Origin of the sequence: Bradyrhizobium campsiandrae (genome assembly GCF_014529705.1) — a bacterium.
In the GTDB taxonomy this organism is placed as follows: Bacteria; Pseudomonadota; Alphaproteobacteria; order Rhizobiales; family Xanthobacteraceae; genus Bradyrhizobium; species Bradyrhizobium campsiandrae.
In genome coordinates, this window is record NZ_JAANIH010000033.1 from 1 (window position 1) to 19,726 (window position 19,726).

The 19,726-nt window shown below is 65.4% G+C and carries 2 protein-coding genes; both read left to right on the forward strand.

The features are described 5' to 3' along the window. The first annotated feature begins 110 nt into the window (after positions 1–110). Positions 111–18,053 carry a hypothetical protein gene (locus tag G8O24_RS23450; RefSeq protein ID WP_210324908.1) on the forward strand — a complete coding sequence of 5,981 codons (17,943 nt, stop codon included), beginning with the start codon at positions 111–113 and terminating at the stop codon, positions 18,051–18,053. Then, positions 18,050–19,705: a ShlB/FhaC/HecB family hemolysin secretion/activation protein gene (locus G8O24_RS23455; RefSeq protein ID WP_188103451.1), complete on the forward strand. Its 1,656-nt coding sequence runs from the start codon at positions 18,050–18,052 to the stop codon at positions 19,703–19,705. Before G8O24_RS23450 ends, G8O24_RS23455 begins: the two co-directional genes overlap by 4 nt. The last annotated feature ends 21 nt before the right edge of the window (positions 19,706–19,726 follow it).

Here is a 19,726-nt window from a genome sequence, read left to right on the forward strand (position 1 = left end):
CGATCGCGGTGCTGGACGAGGAGACGATCGCGACGACGTCGTCGAGCATCCGCACGCCGGGCGCGGTGAGCTTCACGGCGGAGGGCGCGGCGCTGGCGGCGACGGCGGCGGTGGCGAGTGCCTCCGGTGGCAACGGCACCGACAGCAATGGCAACTCGACCGACAAGGACGGCTCGGTCGATGACAAGGTGCAAAAGCAGTCGGGCGACAGCAATCAGCGGATGAGCGACGCCAAGATCGGCGATGCCGACCAGCAGAGCACGGTCGGCGCCGAAGGCAGCAGTGCGAACGGCAAGGCCTCGACCAGCGAGGGCGGCGTGGCGGTTGCGGCCGCGATCGCCGTCGACGTGTCGACGGTGAAGGTCAAGGCCTATGTGCCGGCATCGGTCGGGGTCAAGGCGGGCCAGGCGCTTTCCGTCCATTCAGTCGCCAACGTCGACGCGAAGACCAGCGCGGACGGATCTACCACGGCGGCTTCCGGCAACGGCTCGACACCGACCAAGGTGGGTGTGGGCGCCGCGGTCGCAGTGAATGTCGTCACGGCCGACGATCGCGCCGAGCTCGGTACGGCTGCAGCGGCGACCGCCGCGGGACAGATTTCCGGAGTCACGGCAGGCCATTACGACGGCGCGGCGGTGCAACTCACCGCACTGAAGACGGACCTTGGCGTGGCTTCACCGACCGCTGTTGGCGCGGCCGATCTACCTCACGCGCCCTCCGCCACCACGGCGTTGGGACGGGTGGACCAGATCGTCGCCTATGCAAAGTCGGGATCGAGCGGTGCCAAGGTCGGTATCGCCGGTTCCGTGGCCGTCAACGTCGTCACCAGCAAGAGCGTCGCCGACATCGATTCCGCCGCCACAGTGCATGTGGTCCCGCTGGCTCCGAGCGATGGTGGAGTGGTCCTCCGCTCGGACAATGAGGCATATGTCGCGGGATCGGCCCTGGCGGCGACCGACGGCGCCAGCGGTGCGAAGGTCGGCGTGGGCGCGTCCGTCGCTCTGAATACGGTGCAGAACACCAGCGAGGCGTCGCTGGCACAGAATGCGGCTCTGACCGGCGCGAATTCACTGGCGATCACGGCCGATTCGCACCTGGACACCGACGCCATGGCGCAGGCCGGGGCATCGGGCGGCACCGCGCTCGACGCGGTGGTCGCCTTCACCATCCTGTCGGAGAAGACCACAGCCTCGATGGAATCCGGCGGACTGGTATCCGTGGGCGGCGACGTCACGGTCCGCGCCACCAGCGTGGGAGCACATAGCGCGATTGCGTCAGGCTCCGCCGCAAGTTCGGGAAGCGGCGGCACCGCCATCGGCGGTTCGGTCGCGTTAATCACCGGCACCGGGTTGTTCGACGCCATCTCCGGGGCAGGCGGCCCGATCACAACCGACACCGAGGCCAGGATCGCGCGCAACGTAAGCTCGACGCGCGATCTCAGCGTCTCTGCGTCCGGCGCGCACACCTATGCCGCGTCCTCGACGGCAACGGCGGGCGGTGGATCGGCCGAGGACAAGGGCGCGGCGGGCGGCAGCAAATCGGTCAGCTCGAAAACGCTCGGTTCGGCGCCGGCCAGCGATGCCATGAACCAGGAGCAATCCGGGCTGAGCGCGAACGGCGGCGGCAGCAGCGGCGGCAAGCTGTCGGTCGCGGCGGCGCTCGGTGCGGCGATCATAGGCGACACTGCGAAGGCAAGCATCGCCGATTCCTTGACGCTGAGCGCTACGCGCAATGTCACCATCTCCGCCGCCAGCGCGGACCAGGTTCAGACGCTGGGCAGCGCGGCGGCGGCCTCGAGCAATCAGGACAATGGCATCGGTATCGGCGCCGCGTTGACTGTGGTCGACAACGCCACCAAGGCGAGCATCGGCGATTCCGTGCACGTCATATCGGGTGGGGCGATCACGGTCCAAGCGACGTCGACCGTTAACAAGGACCTCGGCGGCCTCACCGCCGAGGCGATGTCCGGCGCCTCCGGCAAGAAACTCTCGGTCGCGGGCTCGTTGGCGATCGGTATTTCCACATCGATCACCAACGCCACCATCGGCAACAATTTCAGCGTCGACCTGCCTGGCGATGCGCTGAACCGGGCCGGCGCGATATCGGTCGTGGCCGACAACACCACCTCGCTGGCCGCGAAGGCCTGGTCCGGCAGCTATTCGTCGCAGGGCAATGGTATCGGCGCCTCGATTGCGGCGGCGATTTCGAATGACAGCTACACCGCCTCGATCGGCAACTCCGCGACCATCAACGCCGCCAGCGTCAACGTCCAGGCGATCAATGAGCGGGTCGACGACATCTACGCGACGATCCGAACGCTCGCTCAGCCGGTCACGACGACCCTGTCGGATATCAATTCCGAACTCACGGCGAACGCCAACAACGCAAAGTCCCTCGTCAGCGACGTCGACAGCGCCTCCGGCGCATCCGACGCCGTCAGCAGTTTCAAAGCCGGCTTCGCCGATCAGATCACCAGTGACAAGAAGAAGATTCTCGACAGTCTGAAAACCACGGCAGCGCTGGCGCGCGACCTGCCTCTGCTCGGCAGCAATAATTTCTACACCGAGGTGGTTGCGGGGGCGGCTTCGGGCTCGAAGCTTGCGATCTCTGGCGGTCTGGCGCTGCAGATCATGCTGGAGCACACGACCGCCTCGATCGGCACCGGCGCCAACATCAATTCGACCGGCGCGGTAACGCTGGATGCGCATGACAATGCGGTTTCGCGCACCCTGGTCGGGGCGCTGAGCGCATCCGGCGGCTCAAGCGCGGCCGGCATTTCGCTCGGCATCATCGTCAATTCAGGCAGCGTCGACGCCCATATCGGCTCTAACGCCCTGGTGTCGCGGTCGAGCTCGATCGGTGTGAACGCCGGAGCCCAGCACGAGATCGATCTTTTCGAGATCAGCGCCGCGGCAGCCGACGCCAACGGCATCGCCGGTATTCTCGGTGTGGTTTACTCGCAGGCCTCGGTCAGCGCACAGACAGGCACGGGCAGTTCGCTGACGTCGTCTGGCGCGGTCAGCGTGGCTGCAACCAATTCGATCAGCGCTCTCAATCTGGCAGGCGGCATCGCAGTCGGCGGCAACAACGGCATTGGCGGCGTTGCGATCTCCACCACTGTCAACAACAGCGCGACCGCAACCATCGATTCGAGCGCGGTTTCTGCGACGACCGTTGACGCCGCATCGGTTTCGGTATCGGCACAAACGGCGGAAAAGCTCATCAATGTCGGCGTAGCCGGGGCCGGGGCGGGCTCCAATGCCATCGCGGGCGTCGCCACGCCGCTGGTCCAGCTGCTCGATACCGAAGCAACCATCGGCGCCAGCGCGACCATCAGAGCCAGCGCGGGTGACGTGTCCGTTACCGCGGCCGACAATACCCTTCTCGTCAATGTTGGCGGCGTCATAGCGCTCGGCGGCAACAACGGCGTCGGCGGCGCGGCCGCGGTCGGCGTCCTCACCGATACGATCAGGGCCGGCATAGGCGACGACGCGACGGTAGACGCCACCGGCGCCGTGATCGTCACGGCGGGCGCGAAGGAGACCGTCAGCGACGACGTGGTGTCCGGAAGCGGAGGAGGTAATGTCGGCGTCGCGGTCGCGATCGCATCGTCCGTCATCACCGACCAGACCAGCGCGACCATCGGTCAGCGCGCAAAGGTCGGTACGATCCTGCGGCCCAGCGGCGTGCGGGTGGCAGCCGACGACACCAGCCTCATCGTCGATTTGGCCGGCACGATCGGCGCCGGCGGCGGAACCGGCGTAGGCGCCGGCGTCGATGCCAATGTTCTCACCAAGACCACGACGGCGACGATCGGCGGCAACGCCGTCGTCAAATCGGGCGGTGACGTGGTCGTGCAGGCTACGAGCGCCGAAACCGTGTTCTCTCTGGTCGCGGGCTTGGCGGCAGGCGGCGACGCCGGTGTCGCGGGATCGGTCGGCGCGTTCGTCCTGACCGGCAACACAATTGCAACCATCGCAGGCGGTGCGGACGTCCGCGCGGACGGCAATGTCGGCGTGATCGCCAACGATGCCGATGAACTCGATCGGCTGGTCGGCAGCGGCGCGGTCGGCGGAACCGCCGGCGTCGGCGGCGCCATTGGCGTTTCGGTGGCGTTGCAGAACACCAAGGCGGTTGTCGCCGACGGTGCCTCGGTCGAAGGCCTCGGACTGGGCGGGACGCTCGGCGTCACCACCGGCATCACAGGCGCATTTTCGGTCTATGGCGCAGATGCGCTGTCGGTGACGCCGGCGAAGTCCAATCTCACCGGCACGCTCGGCAACGACGTCAACGCGGTAACCGTCGCGGACGGTCTGGTCGAGGGCGGCTCGCTGTTCGTGCTCCAGCGCAAGACCACGCCCGTGGTCCAGCAGGTGCGCGGCGTCGCGGTTACGGCCTCGGCCACCAGCCTGCTCCGTTCGCTTGCGGTCAGCGGCTCGGTGGCCGGCACGGCAGGGATTTCCATATCCGGAGACGTGCCCGTCGTGGTGAGCGACACCGAGGCCACGATCGGGGCGCGCGCCAATGTCAACATGTCATCCGCTCTGGCGCCCGGCGTCAACCAGTCGGTCACGGTTGCCGCCAGCAGCGATCTCTACCACCTCGGCATCGCAGGGTCGGTCGCGGTCGGCGGAACGGCCGGCGTCGGCGCCGGCGCCGAAACCACGGTATTCAGCAACACCACGCTTGCCGGCATCGGCGCGGGCTCAACCGTGAATGCTGCGCGCGATGTTGCGGTGACAGCCAAGGCCAGCGAGAACTTCGCCGGAGCCGCCGTCAGTGCGGCCGTGGGAGGAACAGCCGGGGTCGCCGGCGGCATCTCCGGCTTCGTGTCCACCGACACCACCAAGGCCACCATCGACAGCAGCGGGGCGAGCGTCACGCATGTATCGGCCGGCGGCAACGTCGTGGTTGACGCGGACGACCAGACGCGAGCCATCGTGACCGGCGGAACCATCGCCATCGGCGGCGCTGCGGCAGGTGTCGGCATCGGCGTCGGGCTTGCCGTCGTCATCAAGGATACCGAGGCCGAAATCGGCGCCTCCGCCAATGTCACGGGACTGGGCAACGGGACCGGTAACGACCTCGCAGAATATACCGGTGCCGACTTCAGCGGCAGCCGGTCCGGGCGCGGCGTGCTGGTGCAGGCGAATTCGGGAGAAAGCGTGACGGGCATCGTCGTCGCCGGTGCCGGCGGCCTCTATGCCGGCGTCGCCGGAGCGGTCGCCGCCGAAGTTTTCGTCGACCAGACCCGCGCCTTGATCGATCAGGGCGCCACCATCAATGGCAGCAACGGTGGGGCGAACGCCAACCAGGACGTCACCGTCACGGCGCGCGACAGCACCGTGGTGTCGATGACCGAAGGCACCGTGGCGGTCGGCCTCGCCGGCATCGGCGGCGCCGTCGATGTTGCTGTCATCACGAACGCGACCAGCGCCTTCATCGGCGACAACACCTCCATCAACGCCGCCCGCTATGTGACGGTCGACGCGCTCACCAACCGGCAGACCTCGTCAACGGTCGCAAGCATCGCGGGCGGCCTTGCCGGCGTCGGCGCGGCGATCTCGGTTCTCGCCGTGGCAAACGGTCCGGATGCGGATCAGACCTCGAAGACCGACAGCAACGGCTCGTTTACGGATTCGGCCAATCAGAAGCTTTCCGACAACACCATCGATAGCAAGTTTCTGTCCTCCTCCACCAACAGCAATGTCCGCGGTGCCAGTTCCCAGGCACAGCGCTACAAGAGCACGCTCAATCTGCAGCCGACGCTGCCGACCCACGTTCCGCCGGGCAATTCGGCAACGATCGGTCATGCCACCATCAATGCGGGGAGCGACGTCGACGTGCGCGCGCGCGACATCGTCAACGCGGCGATGGCAGACGGGGCTGTGACGCTCGGAATCGGCGGCGGCGCCGGCATCGGCATAGCCGTCGTGGGCGTCAACAACATCGCGTCCGTGACCAACGGTGCCCGCATCACGGCCGGTGCGCTCGACGTCGCGGCATCGTCGGACCGGACCTTGAATGGCTACGGAGTCGCGGCGACTGCCGTCGGGGTCGCGGCCGCCCTGATGAATCTCACCGATACGACGTCGACGACGGCGTTGATCGGAAGCGCGACCGTGAGCACGGGCGGAAGCACGCAGGTCCACGCCAGCAACAATGAGCAGATCACCATCGCGACGGCGACGCTGGCAGCGGGCGCGGCCGGCGGTCTGAGCCTGGTGGTGGTCACACCCGATACCGAAGCCAGGATCGATGGCAGTTCCACTGTTACCGCCGCGACCGCGGTCAGTGGCGACGTCGAGGTGACCTCGAACAACACCGTCAACATCAATGCGGGGGCGGCCGGTGTGGCCGTCGGCGGCGGCGGTGTCGGGCTCACGATCGTCGTCGAATCGCCGACGGCGCGGGCGCTGGTCGGCGCCGGCGATACCATCAACTCGGGGAAGACCGGCGCGGGTGCGACGGCCGGAGACGTGCTCGTCGGCGCGACCACCCAGGAATCCGTCATCAGCCTCGGTGCGGGTGCCTCGCTTGGCGACGGGATCGGTGGCGCGCTCAGCGTCGTCACGCGAACCGAGACAACCAACGCGGAAGTGGGGGCCGCCACCGTCACGGCGACCGGCAATGTCGGCGTGACTGCGACGTCGACCAGCGCCGACGATCTCGCGATCGGCGGGGCAGCGGTCGGCGGCGGCGCCGGCGTCGGCGGCTCGCTCGGGGTCACCGTGCTGTCCTCGTCGGTCACCGCCTCGATCGACGCCAACGCCGACGTGACCGCGCTCGGCCTTGGCACCGATCTGACCTACGTCAAGGACTATCAGACCGGCTTCAGCGCTTACGGCGCCAACGACACCATCAAGGCGGCGACCCTGCAGGGCGTGTCGGGCGGCGCCGACATCCAGATGCCGGTCACGACCAGCGACGTGCGCCAGAGCGGCGCCGACCTGTTGTTGAAGAAGGGCACGATCTCCGCCACTACGGCGACCGGCCGCGGCGTGGTGGTGAATGCCGCCAAGGCGCAGTCGATCCGTTCTATCGCGGTCAGTGGCGGATTGGGCGGGCTTGTCGGGGTCGGTCTGTCGGGCAACGTCCCTGTGATCTCCGACACGACGACCGCAACGATCGGGGCCGGCGCGCTGATCAACCAGCGCAATGTCGGTGCGGCCGGTTCGCTGCAGTCGGTCATCGTCGGCGCCACCAGCGATACCTATTCGCTGAACATCGTCGGTGCGATTGCCGGCGGCGGCGCCGCTGGCATAGGTGCCAGCATTTCGACCGCGATCGTCTCGAACACCACCAATGCGACCATCGGTCAGGGCGCGCGGGTGTCAGCGAAGGACAACGTCGCCGTCACCGCGCTCGCCGCCGAGGATTTCGCCATGATCGCGGCCGCGGGCGCCGCGGGCGGCATCGCCGGCGTCGCTGGCGGTCTGTCGCTGATCTCGATCGACGACCACACCGGCGCGCTGATCGACAAGAGCGCCGTGGTCACGGCCAACAATGACGTCGTCGTGGTCGCCAGCGACATCACCCGCGAGGCGACGTTCGCAGGCAGCATCGTTCTGTCCGGAACCGCCGGGATCGGGGCCGCAGTCAGCGTGGCGCTGATCAGCAAGGAAACCGACGCCACCATCGACAGCAACGCCCATGTCTCGGGGCTCGCCCAAGGCTCAGACCAGTTCCAGGAATTGACCGGGGCCAATGCCGTCGCCACGCGTAACGGGCAGGGCGTGCTGGTCGACGCCGAATCCGCCGAGAGCGCCTATGTCTTTGCGCTGGGGGCGGGTGGCGCAGGAATTGTCGCTGCGGCCGGTGCCATCGCCGTCGAGGTGTTCAACACCAATACCTTCGCCACCATCAACAGCGGCGCTGTCGTCAATGGGGTTCCCGGCGGCTCGGCGCTTCAGGACGTCGCCGTGACGGCGCGAGACCTGACCGGCATTGTCACCACCAATTACGGGGTTGCGATCTCCGGCGTCGCCAGCCTCGCCGGCGGCGTTGATGTCGGCGTGCTGAACAGCAATGTCGGCGCATCGATCGGCGATGCGACGGTGAATGCGGGCCGCGACGTCCTCGTCAACGCCGTGGCCAGCAAGGCCATCGATTCGACCGCGGTCAGCGCCGCGGCCTCCGCGATCGCCCTGTCGGCGGGCGTTTCGGTCTATTCGATCGGCAACGGCGTCGATCCGAACGGCAAGGCGAGCGACGAACTCAAGACGTCGGATTCCTCCGGCAGCGTCACCAACTTCGCCGGGAACAGTCTGTCGGTCGGTGGCAAGCTTGGCAGTTCCGCAACTGCGACGACGTCGGCCTCGAACAGCAAGAATTCCGGCTCCTCGACGGCGACGTCGAGTGCCAGCAGTGCCAGCGGCACGCTCAGCGCCAAGCTCGGTGCGATCGACGTTTCCGGCAAGATGACCGCGCAGAACGCGGCGGTCGCCGGCACGTCGGCGACCATCGGCAACGCCAACATCACGGCCGCTGGTGCGGTCACGCTGAACGGTGCCGATCAGGTCGCCTACACGGCAAAGACCGGCGCGCTTTCCGCCGGCGGCTTCGGTGTTGGCGCCGGCATCGGAATTTTCACCGATGCTGCCACCACCACAGCCAAGATCGGGGGAACGGGGGCTGCCACGATCAGCGCCGGCTCGGTTTCGCTCCTCGCCAACACCGCCCACACGGCGAACCTGACCTCCTATGCCGGCTCGGTGGCTTTGCTCGGGGCACTGGAAGCCGACGTGGCGCTGGTGACCGACAACTCCGTCACGCAGGCAAGCGTCGTCAATGCCGCGATCACCGACACCGGCGGCTTGTCCGTCGAAGCGACATCCGGCCGTCACCTCAGCGCGACCGCCTCTGGCGTCGCGGCGGCGTTGGGCGCCGGCGTTGGCGTGTCCGAGGCGAAGGCCGAGATCGGCGGGTCGGTGACGACGACGTTGCAGCATCTCGCGGTCGGCAACGCGACGAATTCGTCCGGCTTTGTCACGGCCGAAGCGCTGTCCGACGATTCCGCCAGCGCAACCGCCTCCTCGGCCGCCGGGGGGCTGGGTGGTGCGGGCAGCGGCGCCGAATCCACCGCGACGGTCAACCCGAACGTAACGCTGACCCTGAGCGGCGACACCATCTACTCGAATGGTGCGGTGACCTTGTTGTCAAGGGCCACGGATTCGGCGACCGCCCACTCGGAAGGCGTTGCTGTCGCCGGCGGCCTCTCGGTCGGCGCCTCGATTGCCAACGCCAGCCTCGCGCCGCAGGTCCAGATCACGATTACCGGCGGGGACATCGAGGCGGCCTCGCTGCAATCCGATGCGCAGGTGCTGTCGGGCGGGGCGACCGCCTTTGCATCCGGTGCTTCCGGCGCCTTCATCGGCGTCAACGCGACCGAGGCGTCGGCGAGCGATTCCTCCTCAGCGCGCGCCGACGGCAGCGGCGGCATCATCAACACGAGCGGCGCGCTGAATTTCAACGCGAAATCCGTCGAGAACAACAATTCCAACGCCACCGGTCTCGCCATCGGGATCGTGGCCGTGGGCGCCAACATTTCGACCGCGTCTTCGAATACGCAGACCAAGTCGACTTTCACCATCATGTCGAAGCTTGGCGGTGGTTCGATTTCGCTCGATGCGGAAAGCTCGGACTCCAACGTCGCGACGTCCACGTCAGGTAGCGGCGGGGTGATCTCGGGAGCCTCCTCGACGGCCAAGACGATCTCTAGCAATCTCACCGTCGCCCAGATATCCGGTTCGCTCGGTGGGGTGAGAACGGTCGTGGACGCGACGGGCGGTTCGCTGTCGCTGGTCGCACAACACAGCGATACGTTCGAGGGGAGCGTCGACAGCACCCAGGCCGCCGTGGTGGGGGCCAGCGGCGCCAGGCTTTCGCACAGCGTCGGCAGCACGGTTGCGGCCGGATTCGGCGACAATGTCGACGCCAGTGCCGGTAACCTGACGATCGGCGCCACCAACACGGTCCGGCGGTTCTTCGTCTGCGAAACGGGCTGCGGCATTGCGCCCGGTGCCGTCGATCTGATGGGCTGGGACGTCCAGTCGGGTTCTGGCGGATTCGTCGATGCCCCGGCCGCGACCGGCACCACGACAGTGCAGGTCGTCACCTCGGCCAATCTCGGCCAGAACACCAACGTCCATTTGATTGCCCCGGTCAGCGGTACCGGGCTCGCCAGCGTCAGCGCCGCCAACGACGTTCTGATCCACCAGAAGACCAAGGTCGATTCCGGCGGCGCGATCTCGATCGCCAGCGGCGAGTCCAATGTGACCGTGCTGGCAACCGCCACCGTTGCATTCGACCGGTCCAGCAGCCTGGTCGTCGACGTCGGCGATATCAAGGCCGCGGCCTGGAGCAACGTTGCCGTGGAGGCACGGACCTCGGTCTCGAGCTACGGTGTGGCTGGCGCCCCGACGGGTTCGGCAAAGGCCAATGTGACGGTCAGCAACCTGCTTTCGGCCGGCACGAACGTTCGGATCGAAGCCAGCAATGGCGTGTTCCCGGTCGATGGAACGGTGCCGACCAACGGCACCGTGACGCTCAATGCGGGACGCGACCTCAGCAGCCAACCAGGTTCGCTGTCGCTCAATACCATCGTCGATCTCTATAACAATACGGCGATCCCGATTCCGACCGCGCCCGACGCGCAATCCAACCTGACCAGCAATTCGGTCATCTCGATAGCGCAATCCGACACGGCGCCGGCGGGCGGACCGGATCCCCATTACGGCGTCAATGCCGCCGGCGACATCAACGTGTTCGCGGACCAGGGCACCATGTCGACCCGTGCCGACGGGACCGGCACCAATATTTATCTGAAGGCGCTGTCCAAGATCGGCTCCGCCATCAGCAACCTGTTCGGTGGCGGCGACGTCAGCTTCGATATCAAGGGCGGTTCGACCCAGCAGAACGGCACCAGCACGCTGGTGATCGACGGCATGGTCGACACCGGCATTCGCCGCACCAAATCCCTGACCATCACCTATGCTTCCGACACCTGCGACCCGTCGAGCGTCGCCTGCATCGTGCGAACCGGCGACATCGGTTCGACGATGGGCACCTATCAGGCCGGCGGTGCGATCCTCGATCGCCTCGGCCAGATCGACGCCCTGCTGACGCAATATTCCAGCGACATCATCGCCACCGCCGCCTACCAGAGCGAAAAGACCTTCCTGCAGGCCAAACTGGTGGCGCTCGGCCTCGGCACCGGCAGCGGTGCCTCGTTCCACCTCAACCCGGGCGTGACCGAAGGATCGCCGTCCACCAGTGCCACACAGAACCGAGCGGTGCTTGCCGATGCGTTGAGTGCGTTCCAGAGCGAGGTCACGACGACGATCGGAACGGTGCTGAACACCGGTCTGACCAACATCGCCTTCGCCTGGAACGGCAAGGATCTGAATGGCAATGCCGATCCCAATGCCGGAGCGCAATCCTACGACGTCGTTGCCAACGCCGGTTCGGCGCTGTCCAGCTATGCCGGACTCAGCAAATATTCGGCCATCAACGGCGACACCGGTGCCGGCGGCATCGCCTTCCGCGCCAAGGTGAGCGACGTCAGCAGCCAGATCGGCGCCGGCAACAGCGCGCTCTCCAGCGCCTCCAGCAAGCTCGTCGATATCAAGGCGTCGGCCGCCGACATAAGCACGCAGGTCGCGGCGATCATCAGCAATGAGCAGGACGTCGCCCAAGGGAACAAGCAGTTCTCCGCGGTGCAGTCGGCGCTGGCGACTTCGTTTGCCGCGATTTCGACCGACCAGACTACCATCGTCAGCAAGAATTCGTCGTTCCTGACGTCGGTGCAGGCGATTGGCACGGCCGCTGCGAACATCAGCAGCGACTTGTCCTACATTCAGTCCGCGGCCAGCGGCGGCACCTCGGGCGACAACAACACCATCACCGCCATGACGCGGACCGATCCGAACCCGGCGAACACCGGCTCGATCACCCGTCTCAACAACAGCGTCGGCTTCATCAATCTTCAGATCAATGGCGGGACAGTCAGTTCTGGCGGGGCGACTCCCACGGTAATCACCGGCCTGTCGTCGTCGATCAGCAGCTACGCGGCCCAGGTCGCCTCGCCGCCGTCCGGAAAATCGATCTCGGCCTGGCAGACCGATCTCAACACCAAGGCGCAGGCGTCGGCCGGGTCCGGCACGGCGGGCGCAGTCTCGACCACCAGTCCCTTCGTGCAGCTCAACGATGTCTCCGTTCAGCTCGGCAACGTCAATCTCGGCGGCAAACGGGTCATGACCAGCACCGGGACCGGCAAGATCTATGCGCCGGGCGACGCCCGTATCGACATCGTCAACGAGACCGCGGCAACGCTCAAGATCCAGAACCTCAACATTCCGACCAACGACGCGGGTCACATCACGCTCAACAGTGCCGCGGTTTATGCGGTCGCCGACATCGATCATATCACCGGGGCCGCCTCCGGCTTTGGCGCCAGCAACATCCTGACCGCGGCGGCCACCGGGCAGCCGCAGGTCAACATCACCAGCAACTACAATCCGGAGAGTCTGACCTACTACGATCCGGCAAGTCCCAAGAACTACCTGAACAAGCTGCAGGTTGCGCCCGACATTATCTTGATGACGGGTAAGGCGATCAACAACCTGAATGGTTCGGTCGCGATGACCAGCCAGGCCGGCAACATCTACGTTCAGGGTGCGATCAACGCCGGCTCGGTCTCCGTCATCGCGCGCAACGGCGATCTGGTGACGAGCTTCGTCAACGGGTTCGACCATGTCGGCGGTGACCCCGCCAGCCAGACGCAGGTGCCAGGCTCCGCCGTGACCCCGTCCGACCCCGTCGTAACCGGGCTTGGAATCATCGCTAACGGCCAGATCTTCCTCGCCGCGCGTTATCTCAACATCAACAGCACCGTACAGAGCGGCATCGCCAATTGGAGCTTGACCCTCAATCCAACGACGCAGTTGGTGACGACCGACGCGACACGCGTCGGCCAGAGCGCCGCTGACGTGGCTCAAAAGATCAGCGACTACCGCCTGGCACCGGACAAGACAGTCATTCCGAGCACGTTCAGCTATGGCAACGGGGTGACGCTGAATCTTGCCACGGGCGAGCTGACCTTCTCGATCGCCACCGCCGATGCGGATCATTTCGCCGGGGCATTCAAGTTCGTCGACAGCGGCAGCGGTCTCTCGGGCGGGATTTACAGTGCCCAGGTCGGCGCCAGCTACGATGCCACCGCCAAGCAGGTGGTGATCGACGGCACCTCGGTCCACGGCGGCTACATCCAGATCTTCGGCCAGATCATCAACACCTCGTCTACCGGCGCCGGCAATCTGAACGTGCTCGATGGCTTCGGGACCATCAACATCACCAACAACATCAACGTTCCGGTGGTGCTGTCGACCCTCAACACCGGCGCCGATCCCACCGGAACGGGAAGGGGGACTGCCGGCGTCATCGACATCACAGACGTTCACATCGACAGCCTGAACGCCAGCGTCGTCGACGCGACCCATACCGTTTTCACCCGCGATCTCGATCCGGTTTCGGGCACGCGCAAGGTCAAGGTCACCCAGCAGCAAGGCACGCTGGATCCGACCACCGGCGCATTCGTGCTTGGAACTTCGCCGCTGACCAGCACGGCATCCTCGACCGGCGCTCGAACCGGCACCTACAATCCGATGCTGGCGCAGCGCTACGTCTGGACCACGGCCGACGACTATACGGTCACCGACAACTTCCATGTCACGTCGGACAACATCTTCCACAGCGGCGATCTGGCGGTGAACAGGCAATCGACCTGGGAAGGCGTCAGCGCCTCGCGGTCGGTGCCGATCCGGCTGCTCGACGGCACCTACGTGTCGGCCACCACCGACACCACGACCCAGACGATCGACGGCCAGACCCAGCTTGTCACCGGCACGATCAACAGCTCTGTCGCGAACTCGACGCTCGAGAACACGCTGCTGACGAGCAACAACGTCAAGTACCAGAAAGCCCCGGCGTCTCTCACGGAGACCGGCCGAGAGGAGCACTGCAACTGGTACACGCTGTGCATCGCCTCGAAGGTGACGGTGTATTACGAGCTTGTGGCGCAGTACCGCGAGATCGTCACCAATTCGCTGAAGGCCGACAACCCGATCAACGTGAATTTCATCGGCGCGGATGTCGGCAGCATCAACGTCACGTCCGGCAGCAATGTCATTCTCAAAGGCAACATCAATAACGTCACTGGGACGACTACGATCACCGCGACGAACGGTGCCTCGATCATCCAGTCCTCGGCCAACCCGATCATCACCTCCAAATCGGTCAACCTCACTGCCGGCGGATCTGTCGGCGGCGTGGTCAATCCCGGCGACACGTTCGTCGCATTGCCGGTTTCGGTGGTGCTCTCGAACATCAACGGCTCGCGCGGCCAGCTCGACGCCCACGCCGGCAATGGCGTCGTCTCCGTCAGCTCGCCCGGCGATCTGATCGTCGGCCAGGTCACGGCCGCAGGCAATGTCGCGGCCGGTCTCTCAAGTGTCAGGCTTTCAGCCGGCACCAACATCAGCGCCGCGTCCGGGAGTTCCCTGATCCAGGCGGACCGTATCTCGCTCACGGCACTGACGGGGTCGATCGGTTCTGTTTCCGGCGGGGCCCAACTCGCCGTCAACACCGGCTTCACCACCGACCAGGCATTGCGGCCGTTCGGCGATCCCGCAACCACCAGCGGCATCACCGCCTATTACGGCTTGAGCGCCTCCGCCGCCGGCGACATCAACGTCCGCGCCGGGAGCTGGACCGACAATGCCGACGGCACCATCCTGGCAAATTCGATCGTCTCCAAGGGCGGAGACGTCAAGCTGACGACGGCGGGCCAGGTGCTGGACGGCAATCCGGTTCAGCAATTCGACAAGCGCACCTACCAGCAACTGGTCGACTATTGGAACGCGCTCGGGCTGACTGCCGGCACCACCAACGCCGCGCGTCAGGCGGCCTCCATCAAGGCGTTCGAGCAGAGCCAGACTCAGGCCTACAGGCAATATTGGCAGATCCGCGACAGCCAGCCCAACAAGGGCGCGGCCTTCGATCCCAGCTTCCAGGTCACCTACACCAGGGGCACGGCTCAGTACCAGAATCTGGACACCTACTACCGCAACTTGGAGATCGCCAACAATGGCGGCGTCGCGCCATCCGATATCGAGGCCCGCGTCGCCAGCGACATCGCCAAGCAGGCCGCCGCCGACACCGCGCGTTATCGCGCCCTGAATACGCAGGTGGGCTCACTGACCACCACCTTCAACGCGAGTTTCAGCTACACGGCGACCGCGGCCGAACAGGCCAGCCTCACCCAGGGGGCGGTGTGGAGCAAGACTGCGCTCGGCTTCTCGCTGTCCGCCGGCGCGCTGAAGACGGTCACTGACACCAACCCGGTGATCAAGGATCCGAACGTATCGGGCCGCAACGTCACGATCCTGGCGGATGCCGGCATCGGCGAGTCGGTGGTCATCGCCGGCAATTCGACGCCGGGCATCAGGATCAATCCCACCACTGACCCGGTGAGAGATCTGAGCGATTCTCAGAAGGTTGCGCTCGCCACCGCGGAGCGGTCGGATCTCGTGCTCACCATTGGCGGCGTGCAGCTGCCGGCCAACGCAACGGCTGCGCAGATCGCCGCCTACAACGCCGCGGTGGCGCTGGGCATCGCCAATAGTCCGACCGACATCCCGCTCGGGACCGAAGAAGCCAAGATGACCGCAGTTCAGCGCGCCGCGCTCGATGCCGCAGCCGCGGGAATTGCCAAGAACGCCGGCACCTTCCTTACCGTGGAGTCGAAGCGCCCCCTCAATGTCGCGGCGTCGCAATCCTTCAACGCGACCGTGACGGATCAAACGTCGCAGACCAATATCGATCAGGGCAAGGCCTTCATTGCCTCGCGCGGCGACCTGGTGCTCGGGCAGGTGGCCGTCACCGACGAAACCAGGATCAAAGCCATCGGCTCGCTGACCAATGCCGCGAACTCGTCGATCCAGACCGGCAACCTCGTGCTTGAATCTGCGACCGGATCGATCGGCGGCGTCTCGCCTCTCGTGCTCAACCTGCGGCCTGCTGCGACCATCACCGCGCGAGCGCTCAATGGCGTGAATCTGTCCGAGGTCCCGGGCGGCGTGAACGGCTCCGAGGATGCGATCGTCGACACCGCATACTCGCCCAATCTGGTCACGATCCGCGCGGCCGGTTCGATCCTCAATGCCAACAATGACCTGTTGGTGAACGTCCTGGGCAGCAATGTCGTGCTCACGGCGGACACCGGCTCGATCGGCAGCCTCACCAGCAGCCTGAACGTCGGCACGACGCCGGGCGGCAGCATCAGCGCGACGGCGAGCCACGGTCTCGTCGATCTCTACGGCGTTGCGGGTCTTGACTTCACCATCGGATCGGACCTTGCGGGCACCTCGACCAGACTGGTCGCGGCGGTCGACGGCACGATCGACGGCCCCGTCACGGCGGGGACCGATATCGCGATGTCGGCCGGCGGGCGATTGGTGCTGACCGCGAGCGCCAATATCCTCTCCGGCGCCGGGCAGGTGCAGGTCGATGCCGACACACTGAAGATGCTCAACGGATCCAGGATCACCGCCAGCCTCGGGACCGTGCAGATCAACACCATTAACGACGCGCTGGTGACTGGAATTCTGTCCGGCAGCGGCAATGCCAATGCGATCTCGGTCAACGCAGGTGGCCATATCCTGGCGGCGACCAACCCTGCACGCCCGTTCGATCTGGCTGCGACGGCTACGGGAGCCGGCATCCGCCTGGTGGCCGGTCTTGGCATCGGCGACGAGAGCGAGGCCGACGACGTTGCCGTCGACCAGGCGGGCAGGCCGCCGGGCAGCGCCAACCAGATCACAGCGGCCGCCAATCCGCTGATCCTTCGCACCAACGCCATCGACGTCAATGCGACCAGAGGCGACGTCAATCTCATCACCGCGACCGCAATCAGGGCGGGCTCCGTCGTCACCGGCCTCGGCAGCATCAATATCGTGGCCAACCAGGATTTCAGCTTGGCCACCATGTCGGCGACACAGGGCAATGTGGCGCTGAGGGGCGCCGGCGCAGTGACGGTCACCAATGTTTCGGCGACCAGCGATCCGGCAGGACATCTCGGCCGCGTGATGCTGACCGCCAACGACAGCCTCGCTTTTGGCAGCGTGACCGCGGCGGGAAGCGCCGACCTGTCATCGGGGGGCTTCATCCACGGCAATAGCATCACCAGCGGGGCCGCTTTGAGCGAAACGGCCGGCGCGGAGATCAACGTGCTGCATAGCCGTGCCGCCCAGGCCCAGGCTCAGACTCCGACCAGCATCAGCTTCGGCGATCTCACCGTCGACAACGCCGCGGCCCTCGCCGCAGAGGTGACCGAGGTTGGCGTGCTTCGCAGTGCGGCGGGCAACAGCCCGTTGTTCTTCACGCTGACGGGCTATCAGGGCGGGCAGGGGCTGCGGGCCAAAGTCTTTGTCGATGCGCCGAACGGAGTTCTGATGCCGCTCCTGCGGGAGACACAGGCCGAGATCGGGACCAACGCGCTGGATTACGGCATTTCGAACGCCACGATCGGTGAATGGTTGAAATTGACCACGCCCGTCGAGGTGATCTGGGACGACAACCGGTCGCCGCGGCCGGTCCGCGGCTTCGACGTGCAGCTATTCCAGCCTTCCAAATCGTTCTTCCTGTATCAAAATGGCTTCCGTACCGACACGAACGCCGTCGTGATTCAGTTCAGCGAAAAGGCTGAGGTCATCGAGGAGCGCAACGGCGAGGTGGTTGAGGGCGCAAGCTTGGTCCGCGACATCGACCGCCTGCTCGGACTCAACAATTTTGCTTCGGTCCTACTGCCGAACGACTCGCCCGACTCCAGCGGTCCGTTCTTCCGCGGCGACTCCTTCGCGCGCTTCCTCGATTCCCTGCGCGACCGCAGCATCCATGTACCGAAGACCGGCCCGGCCTTGAACCTCAAAGGGCTTGCTTGGCGCGGGGGGATCGGCCAAGGATACCAGGTCGTGATCAGGGGAGCGACTCAGTGACGCGCGGATGGGGCCGGTGGGCCGCGATCCTGGTTTGGGCTGCTGCGGGCGGGGCGACCCTTGCCCCGGTCGAGGCGCAGATCGTACCGCCGCTGCCGGACCCCGGTCGCATTTCGAACGAAACGCTGCGCCAGCAGCAACAGCTGCAACGCGAAAATCAATTCGAAGGGCCTGGCGTGGTGGGGCCGAGCGCGCCCCCGGGCACGGTGGGTCCCAGCGGCGGTCCCAGTTTTTTTTTGAAAAAGGTCGTGTTCGACCACTCGGAGTTCCTGTCGACAGCCGAACTGGATGCACTGGCAGCACCCTACATCGGCCGCAAGGTCGACAACGCGGATCTGCAGCGGCTGGTGAAATCGGTCAACGATCTCTATGCCGAGCGTCACCAGATCACCGCGATCGCGTATCTGCCAAAGCAGCAACTCAACGCCGGCGTGCTCCATATCGGGATCGTTGAAGGCAAGCTCGGTGATGTCACCGTGCACGGCACCAGGAACACCAAGCCGGAGTGGCTGACGAACGCCGTCAAGCTGCTTCCCGGCCAGGTTGTCGACGTACCCAAGCTGGAAAATCAGGTGGCCTGGTACAACAAGGGACACCTCGCTCAAATCCAGGCATCCTTGCAGCCTGGCGTGAGCTTCGGGTTGACCAACATCGATCTCTCGGTGCTGGAGCCGCCGACCAACCTGCTTCAGCTGTTCGTCGACAACCAGGGCGTCTACTCGGTCGGCGAGCTCCAGGGCGGCATCAATTTCCAGCATTACGGACTGCTCGGCATCGACGACAGGTTCACGTTTTACGGCATCGCAGCGCACGGCAACCGCAACTACAATTTTGCCTATGACATCCCGATCAATCCGTGGAGCGGGCGCGCCGGCGTGAGTTTCTCGACCGGTTCGATCTTCGTGTACAAGGGCATTTATCGAGATCTCGACATCGACGGCCGTTCGCAAAACCTGGCCGTCAATTTCAGCCAGCCCCTGGTCGTCACATCCGCCTTCGCGTTCCTGCTCAATGGCGCGGTCTCCGACGCTGTTTCGGTTTCCAATCAGAGCCATATCTCGATCACGCACAACGATACGCGGAAAGAAACCGCCGGCTTCACGGTCAGTTACACCAGCGAGAAATTCTCGGCGACGTTCTCGCCGAACTACTCGTTCGCGCACACGAATTTCCAAGTGGTGGATACCTCCCAGAATTTCCAGGAGGTCAACGCGACCTATTCCGCCGTCCTGAAGCTGCCCTTTGATTTCATCGCGACGGCGTTCGATGTCGGCCAGTGGGCGAACCAGAAGCTGCTGGCGGGCGACCAACTGATCCAGATCGGTGGCCCCACCACGGTGCGCGGTTATCCGACCAGCGGCGTCGCGGGTTATGCGGGCTATTACGGCAATGTCGAGCTGCATCACAATGTGAACGCGTTGCTGGATGGTCTCGACGCGTTCGGCTTCGTCGACTACGGCGCGGTCTACAGCACGTTCCCGAAATCAGTCTATCTGACATCGGTCGGTGGGGGTTTGAGCTATGTGACGAAGAGCCATCTGGTTGCAGACATTTCAGCTGGCACCCCGCTGACGGGCGCCATCCCTGATCACCCCAATTACTTTGTTTACTTCCGCCTGACGGCCAAGATCAGCAGCGTGGATTTCAGGTAAGCGCAGCGAGCTGCACTCCGC